Annotated in this window: 19 protein-coding genes; 6 read left to right on the top strand and 13 right to left on the bottom strand. The window is 57.5% G+C overall.

Annotation, left to right across the window (positions count from 1 at the left end; all coding sequences use genetic code 11):
- Nucleotides 1-27 precede the first annotated feature (27 nt).
- From ACR0LH_RS05910 to ACR0LH_RS05925, 4 genes are read left to right on the top strand one after another with little or no spacing between them, the layout of a single operon-like run.
- Entirely contained in the window at nucleotides 28-1,224 is a 1,197-nt protein-coding gene (locus ACR0LH_RS05910) for a formate dehydrogenase subunit gamma (RefSeq protein WP_480720068.1), read from the top strand.
- Nucleotides 1,225-2,487: a c-type cytochrome gene (locus tag ACR0LH_RS05915; RefSeq protein WP_480720069.1), complete on the top strand. Its 1,263-nt coding sequence runs from the start codon at nucleotides 1,225-1,227 to the stop codon at nucleotides 2,485-2,487.
- Nucleotides 2,488-2,500: 13 nt separating this feature from the next.
- A complete protein-coding gene (locus ACR0LH_RS05920) occupies nucleotides 2,501-2,626 on the top strand; it encodes a hypothetical protein (RefSeq protein WP_480681042.1) in 126 nt (41 codons plus the stop codon).
- Complete coding sequence (locus tag ACR0LH_RS05925) at nucleotides 2,627-3,499, top strand: substrate-binding domain-containing protein (protein ID WP_480720071.1); 873 nt, start codon at nucleotides 2,627-2,629, stop codon at nucleotides 3,497-3,499.
- A gap of 2 nt (nucleotides 3,500-3,501) precedes the next feature.
- Here ACR0LH_RS05925 and ACR0LH_RS05930 read toward each other — a convergent pair whose 3' ends face one another.
- The 10 genes from ACR0LH_RS05930 to ACR0LH_RS05975 all read right to left on the bottom strand — a co-directional run bounded on the left by ACR0LH_RS05930 (nucleotide 3,502) and on the right by ACR0LH_RS05975 (nucleotide 12,801).
- Nucleotides 3,502-4,317, bottom strand: coding sequence for an ABC transporter substrate-binding protein (locus ACR0LH_RS05930; RefSeq protein ID WP_480720073.1), 816 nt, complete (start codon nucleotides 4,315-4,317; stop codon nucleotides 3,502-3,504).
- Between the two features lie 19 nt (nucleotides 4,318-4,336).
- Entirely contained in the window at nucleotides 4,337-5,071 is a 735-nt protein-coding gene (locus ACR0LH_RS05935) for an ATP-binding cassette domain-containing protein (RefSeq protein ID WP_480720074.1), read from the bottom strand.
- Entirely contained in the window at nucleotides 5,064-5,777 is a 714-nt protein-coding gene (locus ACR0LH_RS05940) for an ABC transporter permease (protein ID WP_170617456.1), read from the bottom strand. The genes ACR0LH_RS05935 and ACR0LH_RS05940 overlap by 8 nt, the downstream gene beginning before the upstream one ends.
- Before the next feature lie 153 nt (nucleotides 5,778-5,930).
- Nucleotides 5,931-6,920, bottom strand: coding sequence for an ABC transporter substrate-binding protein (locus ACR0LH_RS05945; protein WP_170416909.1), 990 nt, complete (start codon nucleotides 6,918-6,920; stop codon nucleotides 5,931-5,933).
- Nucleotides 6,921-6,978: 58 nt separating this feature from the next.
- Nucleotides 6,979-7,824, bottom strand: coding sequence for an ABC transporter permease (locus ACR0LH_RS05950; protein ID WP_170793939.1), 846 nt, complete (start codon nucleotides 7,822-7,824; stop codon nucleotides 6,979-6,981).
- Nucleotides 7,821-8,753 carry an ABC transporter permease gene (locus ACR0LH_RS05955; RefSeq protein ID WP_480720076.1) on the bottom strand — a complete coding sequence of 311 codons (933 nt, stop codon included), beginning with the start codon at nucleotides 8,751-8,753 and terminating at the stop codon, nucleotides 7,821-7,823. Before ACR0LH_RS05955 ends, ACR0LH_RS05950 begins: the two co-directional genes overlap by 4 nt.
- Nucleotides 8,746-9,543 carry an ABC transporter ATP-binding protein gene (locus ACR0LH_RS05960; protein WP_480720077.1) on the bottom strand — a complete coding sequence of 266 codons (798 nt, stop codon included), beginning with the start codon at nucleotides 9,541-9,543 and terminating at the stop codon, nucleotides 8,746-8,748. Before ACR0LH_RS05960 ends, ACR0LH_RS05955 begins: the two co-directional genes overlap by 8 nt.
- A 2-nt stretch (nucleotides 9,544-9,545) precedes the next feature.
- Complete coding sequence (locus ACR0LH_RS05965) at nucleotides 9,546-9,971, bottom strand: hypothetical protein (protein WP_480720078.1); 426 nt, start codon at nucleotides 9,969-9,971, stop codon at nucleotides 9,546-9,548.
- Nucleotides 9,972-10,004: 33 nt separating this feature from the next.
- Nucleotides 10,005-11,459 (bottom strand): dihydropyrimidinase, encoded by a 1,455-nt coding sequence (gene hydA, locus ACR0LH_RS05970; protein WP_170482443.1) that lies wholly within the window; start codon nucleotides 11,457-11,459, stop codon nucleotides 10,005-10,007.
- A gap of 91 nt (nucleotides 11,460-11,550) precedes the next feature.
- Entirely contained in the window at nucleotides 11,551-12,801 is a 1,251-nt protein-coding gene (locus tag ACR0LH_RS05975) for a Zn-dependent hydrolase (protein ID WP_480720079.1), read from the bottom strand.
- Between the two features lie 171 nt (nucleotides 12,802-12,972).
- Here ACR0LH_RS05975 and ACR0LH_RS05980 point away from each other — a divergent pair, with 171 nt between their 5' ends.
- Nucleotides 12,973-13,581: a TetR family transcriptional regulator C-terminal domain-containing protein gene (locus ACR0LH_RS05980; protein WP_170696038.1), complete on the top strand. Its 609-nt coding sequence runs from the start codon at nucleotides 12,973-12,975 to the stop codon at nucleotides 13,579-13,581.
- Nucleotides 13,582-13,613: 32 nt separating this feature from the next.
- On the opposite strand, the gene preA is transcribed toward ACR0LH_RS05980, so the two are convergent.
- The 3 genes from preA to ACR0LH_RS05995 form a co-directional block, all read right to left on the bottom strand.
- Complete coding sequence (gene preA / locus ACR0LH_RS05985) at nucleotides 13,614-14,918, bottom strand: NAD-dependent dihydropyrimidine dehydrogenase subunit PreA (RefSeq protein WP_170383831.1); 1,305 nt, start codon at nucleotides 14,916-14,918, stop codon at nucleotides 13,614-13,616.
- Nucleotides 14,919-14,963: 45 nt separating this feature from the next.
- Nucleotides 14,964-16,298, bottom strand: a complete 1,335-nt coding sequence (locus ACR0LH_RS05990) for an NAD(P)-dependent oxidoreductase (RefSeq protein WP_480720081.1) — start codon at nucleotides 16,296-16,298, stop codon at nucleotides 14,964-14,966.
- Nucleotides 16,299-16,458: 160 nt separating this feature from the next.
- The gene (locus ACR0LH_RS05995; protein WP_480720083.1) at nucleotides 16,459-17,091 is read right to left on the bottom strand and encodes a cupin domain-containing protein; all 633 of its coding nucleotides are present in this window, start codon (nucleotides 17,089-17,091) and stop codon (nucleotides 16,459-16,461) included.
- A gap of 171 nt (nucleotides 17,092-17,262) precedes the next feature.
- Here ACR0LH_RS05995 and ACR0LH_RS06000 point away from each other — a divergent pair, with 171 nt between their 5' ends.
- Entirely contained in the window at nucleotides 17,263-18,258 is a 996-nt protein-coding gene (locus ACR0LH_RS06000; protein WP_480720084.1) for a hypothetical protein, read from the top strand.
- The last annotated feature ends 7 nt before the right edge of the window (nucleotides 18,259-18,265 follow it).

Below are 18,265 nucleotides of genomic sequence, written 5' to 3' on the forward strand. Positions count from 1 at the left end.
GCCACCAACCCACAGGAGGGTATCCCAATGCGCCTGATCCACTTCCTGCTCGTTTCGATATTTCTAACCGGGGTCGCTTGGGCGCAGGACACTTCCGAAGCTCAGGCACCTGACCGCGCCTCTACTGGTGGTTCAACCACGTTAGAGGACATTCTTGCCCGACAGCGCGGCGAAAAGGTCGACAATTCTTATCGGTCAGAGAATACGGGCCAAGGCAACGCCGAAGGATTGCTGGGGCAACTAGGCACGCGCGGCGTGGCTTCTGACAGCGATGTATATCGGGCGCTGCGCTATGGATCGGCGGATGTGACAGTGTCATCCAAAGGTCCGGCTGCAAGCGTTTTGATCCAGGATGGCGGCATGTGGTGGCTCAACTTCCGAACTGGACCGCTGCGCGAGTACGGAACGTACATAATCGCCGGAATGATGGCGATCATTCTTCTGTTTTTTCTGATCCGAGGAAAAATACGGATCGACGGGCAAAAAACGGGGCGGACGGTCACTCGGTTTGATGGGTTCGAGAGGTTCGGGCACTGGCTGTTTGCAGGGTCGTTCCTGATCCTTGGTCTGACCGGACTGCTTACACTATATGGGCGCGATTTCCTGATGCCTATCTTTGGCAAAGAGGGATTTGCAACAATCGCGCAAGGGTGCAAATGGCTACACAACAACCTCGCCTGGGCCTTCATGATCGGGCTGGTGATCGTTACCATCAACTGGATTTCGCACAACATACCAAACCGCGTTGATCTAAAGTGGCTGGCTGCTGGCGGAGGGCTTTTCACCAAGGGTTCACACCCGCCCGCCAAAAAGTTCAACGCCGGTCAAAAGATCATCTTCTGGGCCTGTATCCTGTTGGGTATTTCGATCAGCCTGTCAGGTCTGTCTTTGCTGTTCCCGTTCGAGATGCCGCTTTTCGCCAAGACCTTCTCGATTGCAAATGCGACGGGCCTGCCGCAACTGATGGGGCTGGACTTGCCGACGCAGATGTCGCCGCAAGAAGAAATGCAGTACGCACAGGTGTGGCATGTGATGGTTGCCTATATCTTCATCGCCATCATCATTGCGCACATCTACCTTGGGTCGGTCGGAATGGAAGGCGCGTTCGACGCGATGGGCACAGGTGAGGTCGAAGAACAATGGGCGCGCGAACACCATTCGCTTTGGCTGGAGGAAGTGCAGGAAAAAGAGGCCGGTAAAACAGCGGCCTCACCCGCCGAGTAGATGCGTATTCTGGTGCTGGCTCTGGCGTTTTTGCCCCTGCCCGCCTTGGCCGAGTTTTTTACGCTCAAGGGTCACGGCGGGCCGATCATGGGGATCGCCACTGCTCCTGACGGGCGCATTGCCACTGCCAGTTTCGACAACTCGGTCGGCATTTGGTCCGACAAGAAACCCGAGTGGCTTGAGGGCCACGAAGCCGCAGTCAACAGTGTCATCTTCAATGGCACCGCGATCTATTCCGCCGGTGACGATTTTACCCTCAGAAAATGGCCCGGCGGCCAAGTTATAGGACAGCACAAAGGCAAAATCGTCAGCATTGCGGCCTCGAAAACTCAAGTGGCAACGGCAAGTTGGGATGGCAGTATCGGCATTTGGCCCTTAGACGGCAGCGCGCCCAAAACGCTTGGCCCTACTGGGGGCGGCGTAAACACTGTGGTGTTCTCTGCTGACGGTTCGCAACTTTATTCCGCCGGTATGGATGGCACCCTGCGGTTGTGGGACTTGAAGACCGGGCAAGAAACCCTGCGCGTGGTCGAGCATGGTTTTGGTATCAACGAATTGGTTTTGAACGAACAGGACAACTGGATCGCATATGGCGCAGTCGACGGCGTCACCCGTATCCACGATTTGAATACCGGTGAGGAACGAGATTTCACACTTGATCGTCGTCCGATCCTTGCCCTTGCGCTCAGCCCTGACCACAGCCTTCTGGCCGTGGGCGATGGTGAGGGATACATCATGGTCATAGACACGGTTGAATGGCGCATCGCGCAGGACTTTCGCGCCACGCTGCGCGGCCCGGTCTGGGCGCTGGCATTTTCCGCAGATGGCCTGAACATCCACGCGGGGGGTATTGACGAAGCCATGTATAGCTGGCCGGTGGCAAGCCTTGGCAATCAGGCACAGATGGCCCAAGGCGAGCTCAGTTTCTTGAAAAACCCGGATGAAATGAGCAACGGCGAGCGTCAGTTCGCCCGCAAATGCTCGATTTGCCACAGCATAACGCCCGACGGCCAACGCCGCGCCGGACCGACCCTGCACGGCGTCTTTGGACGCAAGGCGGGCAGCGTGCAGGGATATTTGTACTCGGATACGCTGCAAGACTCTGATATCGTTTGGAATGACGACACGATAAACGCTCTTTTTGACGAAGGGCCGGATCACTACATTCCGGGAACGAAGATGCCAATGCAGCGGATTACGCAAGCCAACGACAGAAGCGATCTGATTGCCTTTCTGCGCCGCGCCACGGCACCGGAAAACTAAGCCGGAGGAGAACATGAAAGCCTTTCTTGCCGCACTCGCTGCAATGGTCGTGATCACTGTGGCCGCACCCTTTGCGCTTAGCCAGATCGGTTTCAGCGCCGCAGATGCCGGTACAGGTTCGGCTGTGCGTCTCGACTGAATGTCTCAATATCTGACCACCAAAGAGCTGGCCGACTTGCTGCGCATTGGCGAGCGTAAAGCCTATGACCTGGCTTCCTCGGGTGAGGTGCCCTGCGTTCGCGCGATGGGCAAATTGCTATTCCCAAGGGCCGAGATCATCGCGTGGCTGAACGCATCCCGCACAGGTCCGCAAGTCGCCGAATCCCCACTTCCCCCTATTGTCGCCGGAAGCCATGATCCATTGCTTGATTGGGCATTGCGTGAAAGCGGTTCAGGACTGGCGACGTATTATGATGGCTCATTCGACGGGCTGAACCGCCTAAAGGATCGAACTGCACAGGCCGCGGCCCTTCACATTCACGAAGGCGGCGGCTTTAACGAAGAAACTCTGCAGGATCATCTTGGCGAAGCGCCCGTGGTTCTGTTCGAGGTCGCTCAACGGCAACGCGGACTTTTGACGGCCCCCGGCGTAGCCGGCGTCTCGGGCTTTCCCGATCTAAAAGGCCGCAGAGTCATTCTCCGGCAGGACAGCGCAGCCAGCCAGCGACTATTCGATGAACAGCTCAAGGTCCACGGTCTGACACGGGATGATCTGAAACCCCTACCAACCTGTGCCCGAACCGAGGAGGAATTGGCCATCACCCTGCATGACGGCAAGGCCGAAGCGGGATTTGGTCTTGGCGCTCTGGCAGGGTTGTATGACCTTGGATTTGTTCCGACCCACGCAGAACGGCTGGACCTGGCCATCTGGCGGCGCGCCTATTTCGATGAGCCTATGCAAAAGCTCCTCAGCTTTCTTCGGTCCGAGCGTTTCGCATCCCGCGCGGCAGAATTCGGCGGTTATGACCTTTCAGGGCTTGGCGCGATCCACCACAACGGTGCCAGCGGCTGATTTCACTCGGCGTTTGGAAAAAATAGCTGCTGACCGTTCAACCTGTAGGATGCGATTGCGGCCTGCCCATCCGGGCCTTTCAGCCAGTCAATAAACCGTTGCCCGGCGGCCTCACGAACACGGGGGTGCTTTTCCGGGTTTACCAGAATGACACCGTACTGATTGAAAAGACGCGGATCACCCTCGACCATGAGTTCAAGGTTTCCCTTGTTCCCAAACGACTGCCAGGTCGCGCGATCGGTCAGCACGTAAGCGTCCATTCCGCTAGCCACGTTGAGCGTCGCGCCCATGCCGGACCCGGTTTCACGATACCAAGTGCCCGACGCAGTGGTGGGATCAATCCCAGCGGCTTGCCAATGACCCATTTCTGCCTTGTGAGTGCCGCTGTCATCACCGCGAGATGCAAAGGGAACTTCGGCGTCAGAAACCGCCCTCAGGGCGGAAACGATATCGGTTCCACCTTTGACCTTTGCCGGATCCGACTTTGGCCCAACAAGGACGAAATCGTTGTACATCACGTCAAACCGCTCGACCCCCCAGCCATCGGCCACGAACTTCTCCTCGGCGGGCTTTGCATGGACCAAAAGAACATCACCGTCTCCGTTGATCGCATTGCGTATCGCCTGCCCGGTTCCGACGGCAACCACCCGCACATCAATGCCCGTTTCCGCTTCAAAGCCCGGCAGGATATAGTCCAGCAGGCCCGAGTTCTGCGTGGAAGTCGTCGATTGCACCACGATAAACGGTGCCTCGGCAACGGCTGGCACTGCTGTCAGGCCAAGCGTCACCAGAGCCGCCCGAACGATATTCCGGATCATTCTGATCTCCAATTGTCTACTAGGTCACCAAGCCGCCAGAGAGATACCGGCGCGAGGCGACACTTTCGGGGGCATCCAGTACCTGTTTCGCAGCCCCATGTTCAACCACTTGGCCGCCTTGCATCATCACGATATCTGCGGCCAACCGGCGCGCCTGTCCAATATCATGGGTCACCATGACGATGCGCACCCCTCGGGATGATGCTCGTAGGATCATCCGCTCGATCATCTGCGTGGCGCTCGGGTCCAACGCACTGGTCGGCTCATCGAGGAACAGAGTTTCAGGATCCAGCGCCAGCGCGCGCAGGATGGCAAGGCGTTGAGCTTCACCACCCGACAAAGAACGCGCGGATTGGCGCGCCTTGTCCTCAAGCCCGCCTTCAGCCAGCAGTTCCTCGATCCGTGCTTTGCGAACCTGACGCGGAATTCCCTGTCTTTTCAGAACAAAGTCCAGATTTGCAGCAACAGACCGCCGCAGCAATACAGGTTGCTGAAACACCATTGCCTGCCGTGCTTTGTGTTCGGCCCCCAGCAGCGCACCATCTTGTTCGACCCGTCCGCGATCAGGTGCAATCAACCCGTGCAGACAGCGCAAAAGCAGGCTTTTGCCGGCTCCGTTCGGTCCAAGGATCAAAGTCGGTCCAGGCCCGTCCAGCGACAGATGTGGCACCTGCAGCAACGCTTTGCCGTTGCGCGATATCTGAAGGTTGTGAACGGACAGACTCCTGACCATATCGGGCACAAGATCACGCATGGCGCAGACCCTCCTGCTCTGCCCGCAGGCTCAGCGTGCTGACCATTGCATTCACCGCCACGGCTATACCGATCAGGATCGCGCCCAGAGCCAGCGCCAACGCGAGATTGCCCTTGGATGTCTCAAGCGCAATGGTCGTGGTCATCACCCGCGTCACGTGGTTGATGTTCCCGCCAACGATGATGACCGCGCCCACCTCGGCTATGGCGCGTCCAAACCCGGCCAGTAACGCCGTCACCAGAGCCAGCCGCGCATCCCACAAAAGCACGGGGACTGACGCCAGACGCGAAACCCCAAGCGACCGCAACTGTTCCGAGTATTCTTCGGCCAGCATTTCGATCACCTGCCGGGTCAGTGCAGCAATGATCGGCGTGACCAAAACCACCTGAGCGATGATCATCGCAGTCGGCGTATACAGCAGTTCCAGAACACCCAACGGCCCCGAGCGTGACAACATCAGGTACACCAAAAGGCCGACAACGACTGGTGGAAACCCCATCAGCGCGTTCATAAAAATTATCAGAAGCCGACGCCCCGGAAATCGCGATACAGCCAGAGCCGCGCCAACAGGCATCCCGATCAGCGCAGAAATCAATACCGCGAATACGGAGACTTTGAGGGACAACAGCACAATCGCCCACAGCTCGGTATCCCCTTCAAGGATCAGAGCGACCGCTGAATTGAATTCTGCTGCAAATCCCTGCATATCCTCCCCTTGGGTATTTCTTCCGCATAAAATGCGCTCAATTACAGGATTATACTAGGTCATTCCGGGTCTAAATACACGCATAATTGCGACACCAAAAACAAGAAACGCGGCCCCGGTTGGGACCGCGCTGCAAAGCCCTTTAAGGCTATTTTAGTTTAGCGCCGCATCCGTGATCTGGTGCGTCCAAGCGCCCTCGGGCTGCTTGGTGATCACCGGATCAGAACCGCCCGCCAGCAGCGTACCAACAGTGCGCTCAAAATCCGCCGGATCCAGTGCGCCATTTGACCCTGCGGTCAGCTTGGCAATCTCGCCCATCATGCGCTTTTGGTGTTCTTCGGTCTGAGCGCCCGTCGCGTCGTTCTCCAGAACGATGTCCGCCGCCTCATCCGGGTTTTCTTCGGCATATTTCCAACCCTTCATCGAGGCGCGCACGAACCGCTCCATCTTGTCGACAAAGGCGTCGTCGCTCAGGTTCTCCTCCAGAACGTACAGACCGTCTTCCAGCGTCGCGACGCCCTGGTCTTCGTATTTGAAGGTCACCAGCTCATCGGGGCTGACACCGGCATCAATGACCTGCCAGTATTCGTTATAGGTCATGGTGCTGATGCAATCGGCCTGACGCTGCAACAGCGGGTCAACGTTGAAGCCCTGCTTCAGAACCTCGACACCGGACTCGCTCTTGCCGCCTGTGTCGATACCAAGCTGGCTCATCCAGCTCATGAACGGGAATTCATTGCCAAAGAACCAAACGCCCAGCGTGCGGTTCTTCAAATCCTCGGGCGAGGAAATTCCGGCGTCCTTCCAGCAGGTCAACATCATGCCCGAGCTTTTGAAAGGCTGAGCAATGTTCACCAGCGGCAAACCCTTTTCCCGCGCGGCAAGCGCTGCGGGCATCCATTCGACAGTCACATCCGCACCGCCGCCCGCGATCACCTGAGTAGGTGCGATGTCGGGACCACCGGGCAGAATTGTAACGTCCAGCCCTTCTTCCTCGTAGAACCCTTTGTCCTTGGCCACATAGTAGCCCGCGAACTGAGCCTGCGTGACCCACTTCAATTGCAATGTCACCTCATCCGCCGCCAGTGCAGCACTGGCTGCCAAACTAAAGGCGGCGACCGCCCCGCTGAGTAACTTTTTCATCTTCATGTCTCCTAGTTGCAGTTGATGCCCCTTCTCGGGGTCTGTTGAGAATTTAGTGTTAGCCTCGTTGCGACGGATGCCAGAACGTCACAGCCTTTTCGATCATCGCCATCAGGCCATAGAATGCAGTTCCGGCCAAAGCCGCGACCACGATTTCCGCCCAGACCATATCCAGCGAAAGCTGACCGACGCTGGTCGAAATCCGAAAGCCCATTCCCAGTGTTGGCGAGCCAAAAAACTCGGCCACAATAGCACCGATCAAAGCAAGGGTCGTCGAGATTTTCAAGCCATTGAAAATAAAAGGCATTGCGGCAGGCAGGCGCAGCTTGAGAAAGCTCTGCCAATAGGTTGCGGCATAGGTCTCCATCAAATCGCGCTGCATGGCAGTTGCCTCGCGCAGCCCCGCGACCGTGTTTACCAGCATCGGGAAAAACACCATAACAACGACAACCGCCGCCTTGGACTGCCAATCAAACCCGAACCACATGACCAGAATGGGCGCCGTGCCCACGATTGGCAGAGCCGCCACGAAATTGCCCACAGGCAACAGACCCAAGCGCAGAAAGTCCCAGCGGTCCACCGCGATTGCCGTCAGGAAGGCCGCACCGCACCCGATGATATACCCGCTCAATGCCCCCTTGATGATGGTCTGCACAAAGTCGGCCCACAAGATAGGCAGGCTGTCGGCAAACCGCACAGCGATGACCGACGGGGCAGGCAAAATGACGAGTGGCACATTCAGCCCCCGGACGACCAGCTCCCAAATTCCGATAATCGTCAGGCCAAAAATCAACGGCGCAAGAAAACGCACCATTCGCGTATCCGCATACGGCCCGCTGGCGAGGCGGCTATTTAGCCACCAGCCAAACAGCCATAGCAGGATTGCACACAAAACCAGTATCATTGCGCCATCCCCATCCGCTTTAGAACCGTCCGCTCGATCAGCCCAAGCAGACCGACAAGGCAGGCCGCAAGTATGGCCGCGGCAAACAGCGCCGACCAGATTTGCACCGTCTGACCATAATAGCTACCGGCCAATAGACGCGCGCCCAGCCCGGCGACGGCACCGGTTGGCAGCTCTCCGACAATGGCTCCGACCAGCGAGGCAGCGATACCGATCTTCAGTGAAGTGAACAGGTACGGCATCGACGCAGGCAGGCGCAGCTTCCAGAACCCCTGAGAGCGGCTGGCGTTATAGGTGCGCAACAGGTCCAACTGCATCGCATCCGGACTGCGAAGCCCTTTGACCATCCCCACGACGACAGGGAAGAAACTCAGATAAGCCGAAATCACGGCCTTTGGAATGATCCCCTGAATGCCTACGGAATAGAGCACCACGATGATCATCGGTGCCAATGCGATGATCGGGATCGTCTGACTGACGATGGCCCAAGGCATCACCGACATATCCATAACGCGGCTATGAACAATCCCCACCGCCAGCAAAATGCCCAGCCCTGTGCCAATCGCAAAGCCCAAAACCGTCGCGCTAAGCGTCACCCAGCCGTGATAGATCAACGACCGCTTCGAGGTGATCTTCTTCTGAACCGTCGTCTCCCACATCTCGATCGCGACCTGATGCGGCGCGGGCAGTCGGGGGCGGTCCTGTTCCCATGTTGCGGGAATGGCGAAACTGTTGTTCAGCACCAAACCCAGCTCGGACATATCCCGCCGATCCTTGGCAGTCGGAGGTTGCACTGCGGCACCCGCGCGTTCCTGCTCGGTCAAAACCCCTTTGATATTCATCGGAACACACGCCACGTACCAAAAGGCCACGATCACCGCGAGAACCGTAAGAACCGCCCAGAACGCTTTGAAACCAGAGCTATTCATCCGAATGCCCCGCCCGCAGCCCTTCTCGCACCCGATGGGCAACCTCGATGAATTCCGGCGTGTCGCGGATATCCAAAGGCCGCTCTTTGGGCAGAGGACTGTCGATCACATCCGTAATCCGCCCCGGCCGGGGACTCATCACCACGATTTTCGTGCTTAGATACACCGCCTCGGGGATCGAGTGCGTCACAAAGCCAATGGTCTTTTCCGTCCGCGCCCAGAGCGCCAGAAGTTGTTCGTTCAGGTGATCGCGCACAATCTCATCGAGCGCGCCAAAGGGCTCATCCATCAGAAGGATATCAGCGTCAAAGGCCAACGCCCGAGCGATACTGGCCCGCTGCTGCATCCCACCCGACAATTGCCAGGGGAACTTGCCGCCAAACCCTTCCAAATCAACAAGTTCCAAGACCTTCTTCACGCGGTCTTCCTGCTCAGCGGCGGAATAGCCCATGATCTCAAGCGGCAGCTTGATATTCTTGGCAATGGTCCGCCAAGGATACAGCCCTGCGGCCTGAAACACATATCCATATGCCCGGTTCCGCCGCGCCTCATCTGGGGTCATTCCGTTGACTGTCAAAGAGCCTGCTGTCGGCGTCTCAAGCGCCGCGATACAGCGCAAGAAGGTGGTCTTACCGCACCCCGAAGGGCCGATGAAGCTGACAAAATCCCCCTTGTCGATGGTCAGGTTCACGTCTTTCAGTGCGTGGACCGGGCCGTCATTGGTCTGGAAGGTGAGGTCGAGGTTGGTGGCTTCGACTACAGCGGACACATTGGTTGGTTCTTTAGGCATGTTTACTCAGGAATAGGTAAGACGAGGCCAGCCGCAATCATCGCGGCAGGGACACCAAAAATTAGCAGGAAGGCATTCTGAAAGGGTTGGCTTGCCAGAGCAAAGGCCCAAAACAGCATACTTGTCGCCGCCCAGGAGAATACTGCCACAGTAGCTGCGGCGAAAAGTGTAGGTCCGCGACGACCGATTGGCAAACTGGTGCAAATGCGACGCATAGTCACAAAAACGACGCACCCCGGAAACAACGCACGCAAGAGTATCGGACCCCAGATTGGCCACCCAAGCAACAAAGTTAACGTCAACATCGACAAGAGGCTGGGGGCCAAGTTTACTATACCGATTTCGGGCAGAGCCAACATTGTACCAAATACCAAAAAAGCAAGCACAGCGATCACCACGGCTACAATCGCGAACGTGATAAACTGCATTGGAGTTGGGTAATCCAAGCTACGCGTCAACGCCTAAACCCCCGTCGCCGGGATACCCGTCCGCTCAACGGGTCGCGGAGCCGTCAGTTCCTTCCACGTGCTCAGCGCCCGGTTCACATGCCCGTTCGGTTCACGCGCCACGAACTCACCATGGCCTTCCTGCGTGCGGATTTCCCCGTCATGCACCGCCACCTGACCGCGTGTCAGGGTAAAGCGCGGCAGGCCCTTGACCTCTTTGCCCTCGAACACGTTGTAGTCGATTGATGATTGCTGCGTATCGGCGCTGATCGTTTTGGTCTTTTCGGGGTCCCACACAACAATATCTGCGTCAGCACCCACCAGAATCGCACCCTTTTTTGGATAACAATTCAAAATCTTAGCGATGTTTGTCGAAGTAACCGCCACAAACTCATTCATCGTAAGGCGACCAGTATTCACCCCATGAGTCCACAGCATCGGCATCCGATCCTCTAACCCGCCGGTCCCGTTGGGGATCTTGGTGAAATCGCCCACGCCATAGCGCTTTTGCTCGGTGGTAAAGGCGCAATGGTCGGTCGCCACCACGCTCAGCGTTCCCGAATGCAGCCCGTTCCACAGGCTATCCTGATGCTGCTTATTCCGGAACGGAGGGCTCATGACCCGGCGCGCCGCATGGTCCCAATCTTGATGGAAATATTCGCTCTCGTCCAAGGTCAGGTGCTGGATCAGAGGCTCCCCCCACACCCGTTTTCCCTGCATCTTGGCCCGACGAATGGCTTCATGCGCCTCTTCGCACGAGGTATGCACCACATAAAGTGGCACACCCGCCATATCCGCAATCATGATGGCGCGGTTCGTGGCCTCACCCTCGACCTGTGGCGGGCGGGAATAGGCGTGGGCCTCGGGGCCGGTATTGCCCTCGGCCAGCAGTTTCGCACTCAACTCAGCCACCACATCTCCATTCTCGGCATGGACCATGGCGATCCCGCCCAGCTCGGCCAGACGCTTGAACGAGGCGAACAACTCGTCATCATTCACCATCAACGCGCCCTTGTAGGCCATGAAATGCTTGAACGTATTGATCCCGCGCGTCTCAATCACGGTCTTGATGTCGTCAAACACCTGCTCACCCCACCAGGTGACGGCCATGTGGAACGAATAATCACAATTCGCCCGCGTCGATTTGTTATCCCAGCGCTTCAACGCGTCCAGAAGGCTCTCACCCGGATTCGGCAGCGCAAAATCCACCACCATCGTAGTGCCCCCAGCCAAAGCCGCCCGCGTCCCGCTTTCAAAATCGTCGCTGGAATAGGTCCCCATGAACGGCATCTCCAGATGCGTATGCGGGTCAATTCCACCCGGCATCACATAGCACCCGGTCGCGTCCAGCTCCTTGTCGCCCTTCAAACCCAAACCAATCTCGGTAATCACCCCGTCTTCGACCTTCACATCCGCTTTGTAAGACAGATCAGCCGTCACGACGGTCCCATTCTTGATCACAGTACTCATTTTAAACTCCCTGATGCGGTCTGCGCCGCTTGCTTCATCTGGCTAAAAATATCCCGGGGGAGTCGCCCTCGGGCGACGGGGGCAGAGCCCCCTATTCCACGATTTCCGCTGTTTCCACGACCGCATGAAACAGAACATCCGCCCCGGCAGCAGCCCAGTCCTTGCTGATCTCTTCGGCCTCATTATGGCTCAATCCATCCACGCAAGGGCACATCACCATGGCCGTCGGAGCCACCCGGTTTATCCAGCACGCATCGTGCCCCGCGCCCGAAATGATGTCCGTATGCGAATAGCCCAGCCGTTCGGCCGCATCACGCACCGCCGCGACGCAACCGTCGTCAAACTTCACAGGATCGAACCCGCCAACCTTTTCAAACTCAATCTTTAGGCCCATTTCTTCCACGATATCCTCGGCGGCGACACGCAGCCGGTTCTCCATATCCGTGATCACTTCCAGTTCAGGTGACCGGAAATCGACCGTGAACACCACTTTGCCGGGGATCACGTTGCGCGAGTTTGGAAAGACATCGATATGCCCCGCCGCCCCAACCGCATGAGGCGCGTGGGACCACGCAATCTCATCCACTTTCTCAAGAATGCGCGCCATGGCGAGGCCTGCATTCTTGCGCATCGGCATCGGGGTCGAGCCAGTATGCGCGTCCTTTCCGGTGACCGTGATTTGCGTCCAGCTTAAACCCTGACCGTGGGTAACGACACCGATATCCTTGCCCTCGGCTTCCAGAATCGGACCCTGCTCAATGTGCAGTTCAAAGAAGGCGTGCATCTTACGCGCACCCACCTCTTCGTCACCGCGCCAGCCGATCCGCTGCAATTCGTCACCGAATTTCTTGCCCTCGGCGTCCTCTCGATCATACGCCCAGTCCTGCGTATGCATCCCGGCAAACACGCCCGAGGACAGCATCGCTGGTGCATAGCGTGTGCCCTCTTCATTGGTCCAGTTGGTCGCGACAATCGGATGCTTGGTCTTGATCCCAAGGTCATTCAGCGTGCGAATGATCTCGAGCCCGCCAAGAACACCCAGAACACCATCATACTTTCCGCCCGTGGGCTGCGTGTCCAAATGCGAGCCAACATAAACCGGCAAGGCCTCTGGGTCCGTCCCCTCACGACGTGCGAACATGTTGCCCATCTGGTCCAACCCCATCGAGCAACCCGCGTCCTCGCACCATTTCTGAAACAACGCCCGCCCTTCGGCATCCTCATCCGTCAGCGTCTGACGGTTGTTTCCTCCCGCAACGCCGGGGCCAATCTTGGCCATCTCCATCAGACTGTCCCACAACCTGTCGCCATTGATCCTGAGGTTCTGCGCCGGAGCTGCCATCTTATTCTTCCCTGTTGCTTGCGATTTGGCTCGCTATTGGTGTCTTGATTTGACCATCTGGTCAAACTCACGCTATCACGGGTTCGAGATCAGTCAAGAAAATGCAGGACGCCGCAGGAATTTTTGGCCTATCCAGCGCCTGCTTGCCGGAAAAAGAGACAGCCTGAAAACATGCCCAAAGACCGCACCCCCACCAGAATTCAGAAAAAGAACCGCGCTGCAATACTCGAGGCCGCTCTGAACGTATTCTCGGCCCACGGATTCCGCGGCGCAACGGTTGATCAGATCGCGGCTGAGGCGGGGCTGAGCAAACCCAACCTGCTGTACTATTTTCCATCGAAAGAGGCGATTCACTCCGCCCTCTTGTCTGGTCTTCTGGATACATGGCTGGCCCCTTTGCACGATCTGGATGCGGACGGCGACCCGATGGAGGAAATCCTCGCCTATATTCGGCGCAAGTTGGAAATGAGCCGCGATCTGCCCCGTGAAAGCCGCCTGTTTGCAAATGAACTGGTTCAGGGCGCGCCGCGCATTCACGAGTCGCTGTCCAATGACCTGAAGGCGCTGGTGGACGAAAAAACCACAGTGCTTTCCGCTTGGATGGACCAAGGCAAAATTGCCAGACTGCATCCCTATCATCTGATCTTTTCGATCTGGGCGCTGACCCAGCATTATGCGGATTTTGATGTTCAGGTCCGGGCGATCCTGGGGGACGAAGACCCGTTTGAAGGGGCCGAGCCGTTCATTGATACGCTCTATCGCAAGCTTCTGACGCCATAAAAAAGGGGCCGGTCGCTGGCCCCTTTCTTTGTTTACTCGGCAGCTTTTGCCATCGGATTGTTCGGGTGCGTTGTCCAGTTGGCATAGTCTGGCTGAACTTCGCGCCCTGTACGTGGATCGACCTCTCCGGCGGCCATCGGCACCATCGAGATACAACCGTCAACGGGGCAGACATCCACGCAAAGGTTACAGGCCACACATTCGTCATCCATGACCTCGAACACGCGATCCTCGGACATCGAGATCGCCTGATGACTGGTGTCTTCGCAGGCAGCGTAGCAGCGGCCGCACTTGATGCACTGGTCCTGATCAATCTTGGCCTTCGCCACGTAGTTCAGGTTCAGATACTGCCAGTCCGTTACGTTCGGTACGGCCAGACCGACGATTTCGGAAACGTCCTCATAGCCCTTCTCGTCCATCCATTTGGACAGGCCAGCCGTCAACTCATCAATGATCTTGAAACCGTAGGTCATCGCCGCCGTACAAACCTGAACGGTTCCGCAGCCAAGGGCCATGAACTCTGCCGCGTCGCGCCACGTGGTCACACCTCCGATACCCGAAATCGGCAGGCCATGCGTTGCTTGCGCCCGCGAAATCTCTGACACCATCGACAGCGCAATCGGTTTCACCGCGGGACCACAGTACCCGCCATGGCTGCCCTTACCATCAATCGACGGCTCGGGGCTGAACGTGTCTAGGTTCACGCTGGTGATCGAGTTGATCGTGTTGATCAGCGACACCGCGTCCGCACCGCCATTTTTGGCGGCTTCGGCAGGTTTGCGAATGTCGGTGATGTTCGGCGTCAGCTTTACGATGACCGGGCGGTCATAGTATTTTTTGCACCAGCGCGTGACCATCTCGATATATTCCGGCACCTGCCCCACAGCGGACCCCATGCCGCGTTCGCTCATGCCATGCGGACAGCCGAAGTTCAGCTCGATCCCGTCTGCACCAGTTTCCGCCACGCGCGGCAGGATAGCTTTCCACGCCTCTTCCTCACACGGCACCATGATCGAAGCGATCAGCGCGCGATCCGGGTAATCCGCCTTGACCCGCGCCATTTCTTCAAGGTTCACCTCAAGCGGGCGGTCCGTGATCAGCTCAATGTTGTTCAGCCCCAAAAGCCGCCGATCCGCACCATAGATCGCGCCGTACCGAGGCCCATTCACATTCACGACCGGCGGCCCCTCGGATCCCAGCGTTTTCCAGACCACACCACCCCATCCGGCCTCGAAAGCGCGGCGGACGTTGTATTCCTTGTCGGTCGGCGGCGCCGAGGCCAACCAGTACGGGTTTGGGCTTTCGATACCCAAGAAGTTTGTTTTTAAATCAGCCATTTATCCGGCCTCCCTGATGCAGTTCAGCATCTTTATCTGTGGGTTTCACGCAGTCAGGCTTGCGTGGATATCCATTGCGGCATCGCGGCCCTCGGCCACGGCTGTCACGGTCAGGTCTTCGCCACCAGCGGCACAGTCGCCCCCGGCCCAGACACCTGCCATCGAGGTGCGCCCGGCCCCGGAGACGGCGATCTTGTTGCCGTCCAGTTCCAAGCCTTCCGGTGCGCCTTCCAGTGTCTGACCAATCGCCTTGAGCACCTGATCAGCGGGCACGCGGACCATCTCGCCCGTGCCGGTCAGTTGTCCGTCATGGCTGGCAGTATACTCCAGTTCGATCTCTGCTGCTGCCCCGTTTCCGTGAACGGCCACAGGCTGCACGTTGGTCATGATCTTGACCCCGTGCGAAGCAGCCAAATCCTGTTCGTATCGGCTGGCCCCCATCGCGTCACGGCCACGCCGGTAAGCGATGGTGACATGCTCGGCCCCTAGCAGCTTGGACTTCACTGCCGCATCCACGGCTGTCATACCGCCACCGATGACCACGACATTCCGACCAACCGGCAGGTCAGCCAAGTCACTGGCCTGACGCACATCGGCGATAAACTCGACGGCGGCCCGTACTCCGTCCTTATCGACACCACCCGCGCGCAGGGCATTCACCCCGGCCAGACCGATTGACAGAAAGACAGCGTCGTAATTTTCCGACAGACCCTCCAGCGAGATGCCCTCGCCCAGAACCGAACCGGTCTCGATGGTGATCCCGCCAATACCAAGCAGCCAATCGACCTCGGCCTGCGCGAAATCGTTGGTCGATTTGTAGGCCGCGATCCCATATTCGTTCAAACCGCCCGGTTTGGGTTTGCTTTCGTGGATGACAACGTCATGACCCAGCATTGCCAGCCGATGCGCACAGGCTAGACCCGCAGGGCCAGCGCCCACAACCGCCACTGTCTTTCCAGTCGGTGCCGCACGTTCAAACGGGTGTGCCCCATCAGCCATAACGCTATCCGTCGCATAGCGCTGCAAACGCCCGATTTCCACTGGCGACCCCTCGGCCGTCTCACGCACGCAGGCTTCTTCGCACAGCGTTTCGGTTGGACACACACGGGCGCACATCCCACCGAGGATGTTCTGCGCCAGAATAGTCTCACCCGCCGCTTCGGGCTGTCCGGCCTGAATCTGTCGCATGAACAGCGGTATGTCGATGTCCGTGGGACAGGCCGTTACACATGGCGCGTCATAGCAAAAATAGCACCGATCAGCGGCCACGGCCGCCTCATGCGGGGCCAATGGCGGATGCAGATCCGTGAAATTCGAGGTCAGCTCATCGCTGGAAAGCCGCCCGGAAACTATGCCGGGGACCATCTGGCCCTGTGCCATCGCTCTACTCCCTGTAGATATGTTCGTTATGGCCTCAGCTTGCCACAATCTGATTTTTTATCAATTGGTAAAATTTGCCAAATGGTCAAAAAATGAAAAAACCGGACCCAAAAGCCCGGCTTCACCGTTCTACTGCCTGTTTTAAAAGCAATTGCGGAATTCAGACCATCTGGTTCAAATGGCCGGATTTCATCCAAACACGTGCGCCAGATGCCCCGGCTTGCGCGCTGGACTTGTCACCGGGTGGGAGTCTGAGCCAGTCCCAGGCCGCGAAATCCTCGGACGATTCCTGCACCGAGCCTTCGATTACGAACATCTCAAGCCCTCCGTCAGCATCCAGTTCGACTGTTTCGCCTGGGCCTAACGTCAGAACGCGCACGTCCTCTTGCGCGTCTTTGAAGAGCTGCATGTTACCCTCTCCGTTAATTGACCGCCGCACTTGTGTGCGATCCCCGGGATCGAACTGATGCAGTTTGACCAATATCGTTGCACCTTCCTTGGCCGAAGGCGTATGGGACGAGGTCGGCGGATTCCGCACGTAGCTGCCTACAGGAAAGTCACCCGTTTCATCCTGAAAGACGCCGTCCAGAACAAGGTATTCCTCACCCCCGTCGTGGGTATGTGCAGCAAACGCACTGCCCGGCGCAAACCGTACAATTGTCGTCGCGCGCGCGACTTCCTCGCCGATCCGATCAAGCATTTTCCGCTCAACCCCCGCCGCAGGCGATGCGACCCATTCACTCTGATCGAAATGGACAGCGACACGTTTGGTGAAGTCCGCGTTAACCCTCATGAGGTTTCTCCTGTTTCGTCACATGTTCAATAGATGGGCACACCGCCCGCAAAATCAATTTTCTCGGGGTCGGTCCATCCTGGCCTCTGGTTTTGACTGACCGCGCTGCATACTGTACGTCCAACACAAATCGAGCAGCCCACTAAGCGGCCAAAGTCCGAAAGTCCTTCGATGCAGGCCAACGCCCACAAGTTTAACGTCGTCATCGTCGGACAGAACAACCGACTACAGTATGAGGCGCTTTTGTTCGCTGCTTCATTGCGGCACAGCTCACCTGATTTTGCCGGCCGACTGTTCGTAGCCTCCCCGCAATCCGGGCCGCGATGGTCACAGGATCCTAGCATCCGGGACGAAGATGTTCTCAAGGCGCTGAAACAGTTGGATGTCGAAGTTCTAGCATTCGACAACCACGTATTTGGTGAGAGTTATCCAAACGGCAACAAGATTGAAGCCTTGCTCGCACTGCCCGAGGGTGAGCCGTTCGTGTTTTTTGACAGCGACACACTCATCACCGGAAACCTGAACAGCGTTCCTTTCGACTTTGATCGCCCTAGTGCCTCGCAAAAAGTCGAAGGGACATGGCCCCGCCCAACGCTGTATGGTCCCGGCTTTGATGGTATCTGGGGCGCATTATATCGCCGGTTCGGGCTGGATTTTGACAGTTCTTTAGACAGATCAAAGCCGCGCGATTATTGGCGGCGGTATCTGTATTTCAATGCCGGTTTTTTCTTTTACCGTTGTCCCAAAGAGTTCGGAGAACGCTACTTGGAGTATGCCCGCACCATCCGGGACGAAGACATCCCCGAACTGGCAGGGCAAACGCTGACCCCTTGGCTGGATCAAATCGCTCTGCCACTTGTCATCCATTCACTGGGCGGTGGTCGTGACACCCTGCCTTCGGGCCATCTGGACGGCTCGGTTAGCTGCCATTACCGCCTGTTTCCTTTGCTGTACGCGCGGGAAAGCGACCACGTGGTCGAGGTGCTGGAAACCGTCGTTGCGCCGAACAAGGTCAAGAAGGTGCTCAAGAGGTATGACCCGATCAGGAAACTGGTGATCCAGCGCAAGGGCTATAAAATCCGTGAGATGTTTGATCGCGCCAACCTGCCCAAACGTGAACAAGCCATTCGCAACAAAATCAAAAGCAGCGGCCTCTGGATGCGTTGACTGGGTT

The organism is Ruegeria sp. CL6, assembly GCF_056536465.1.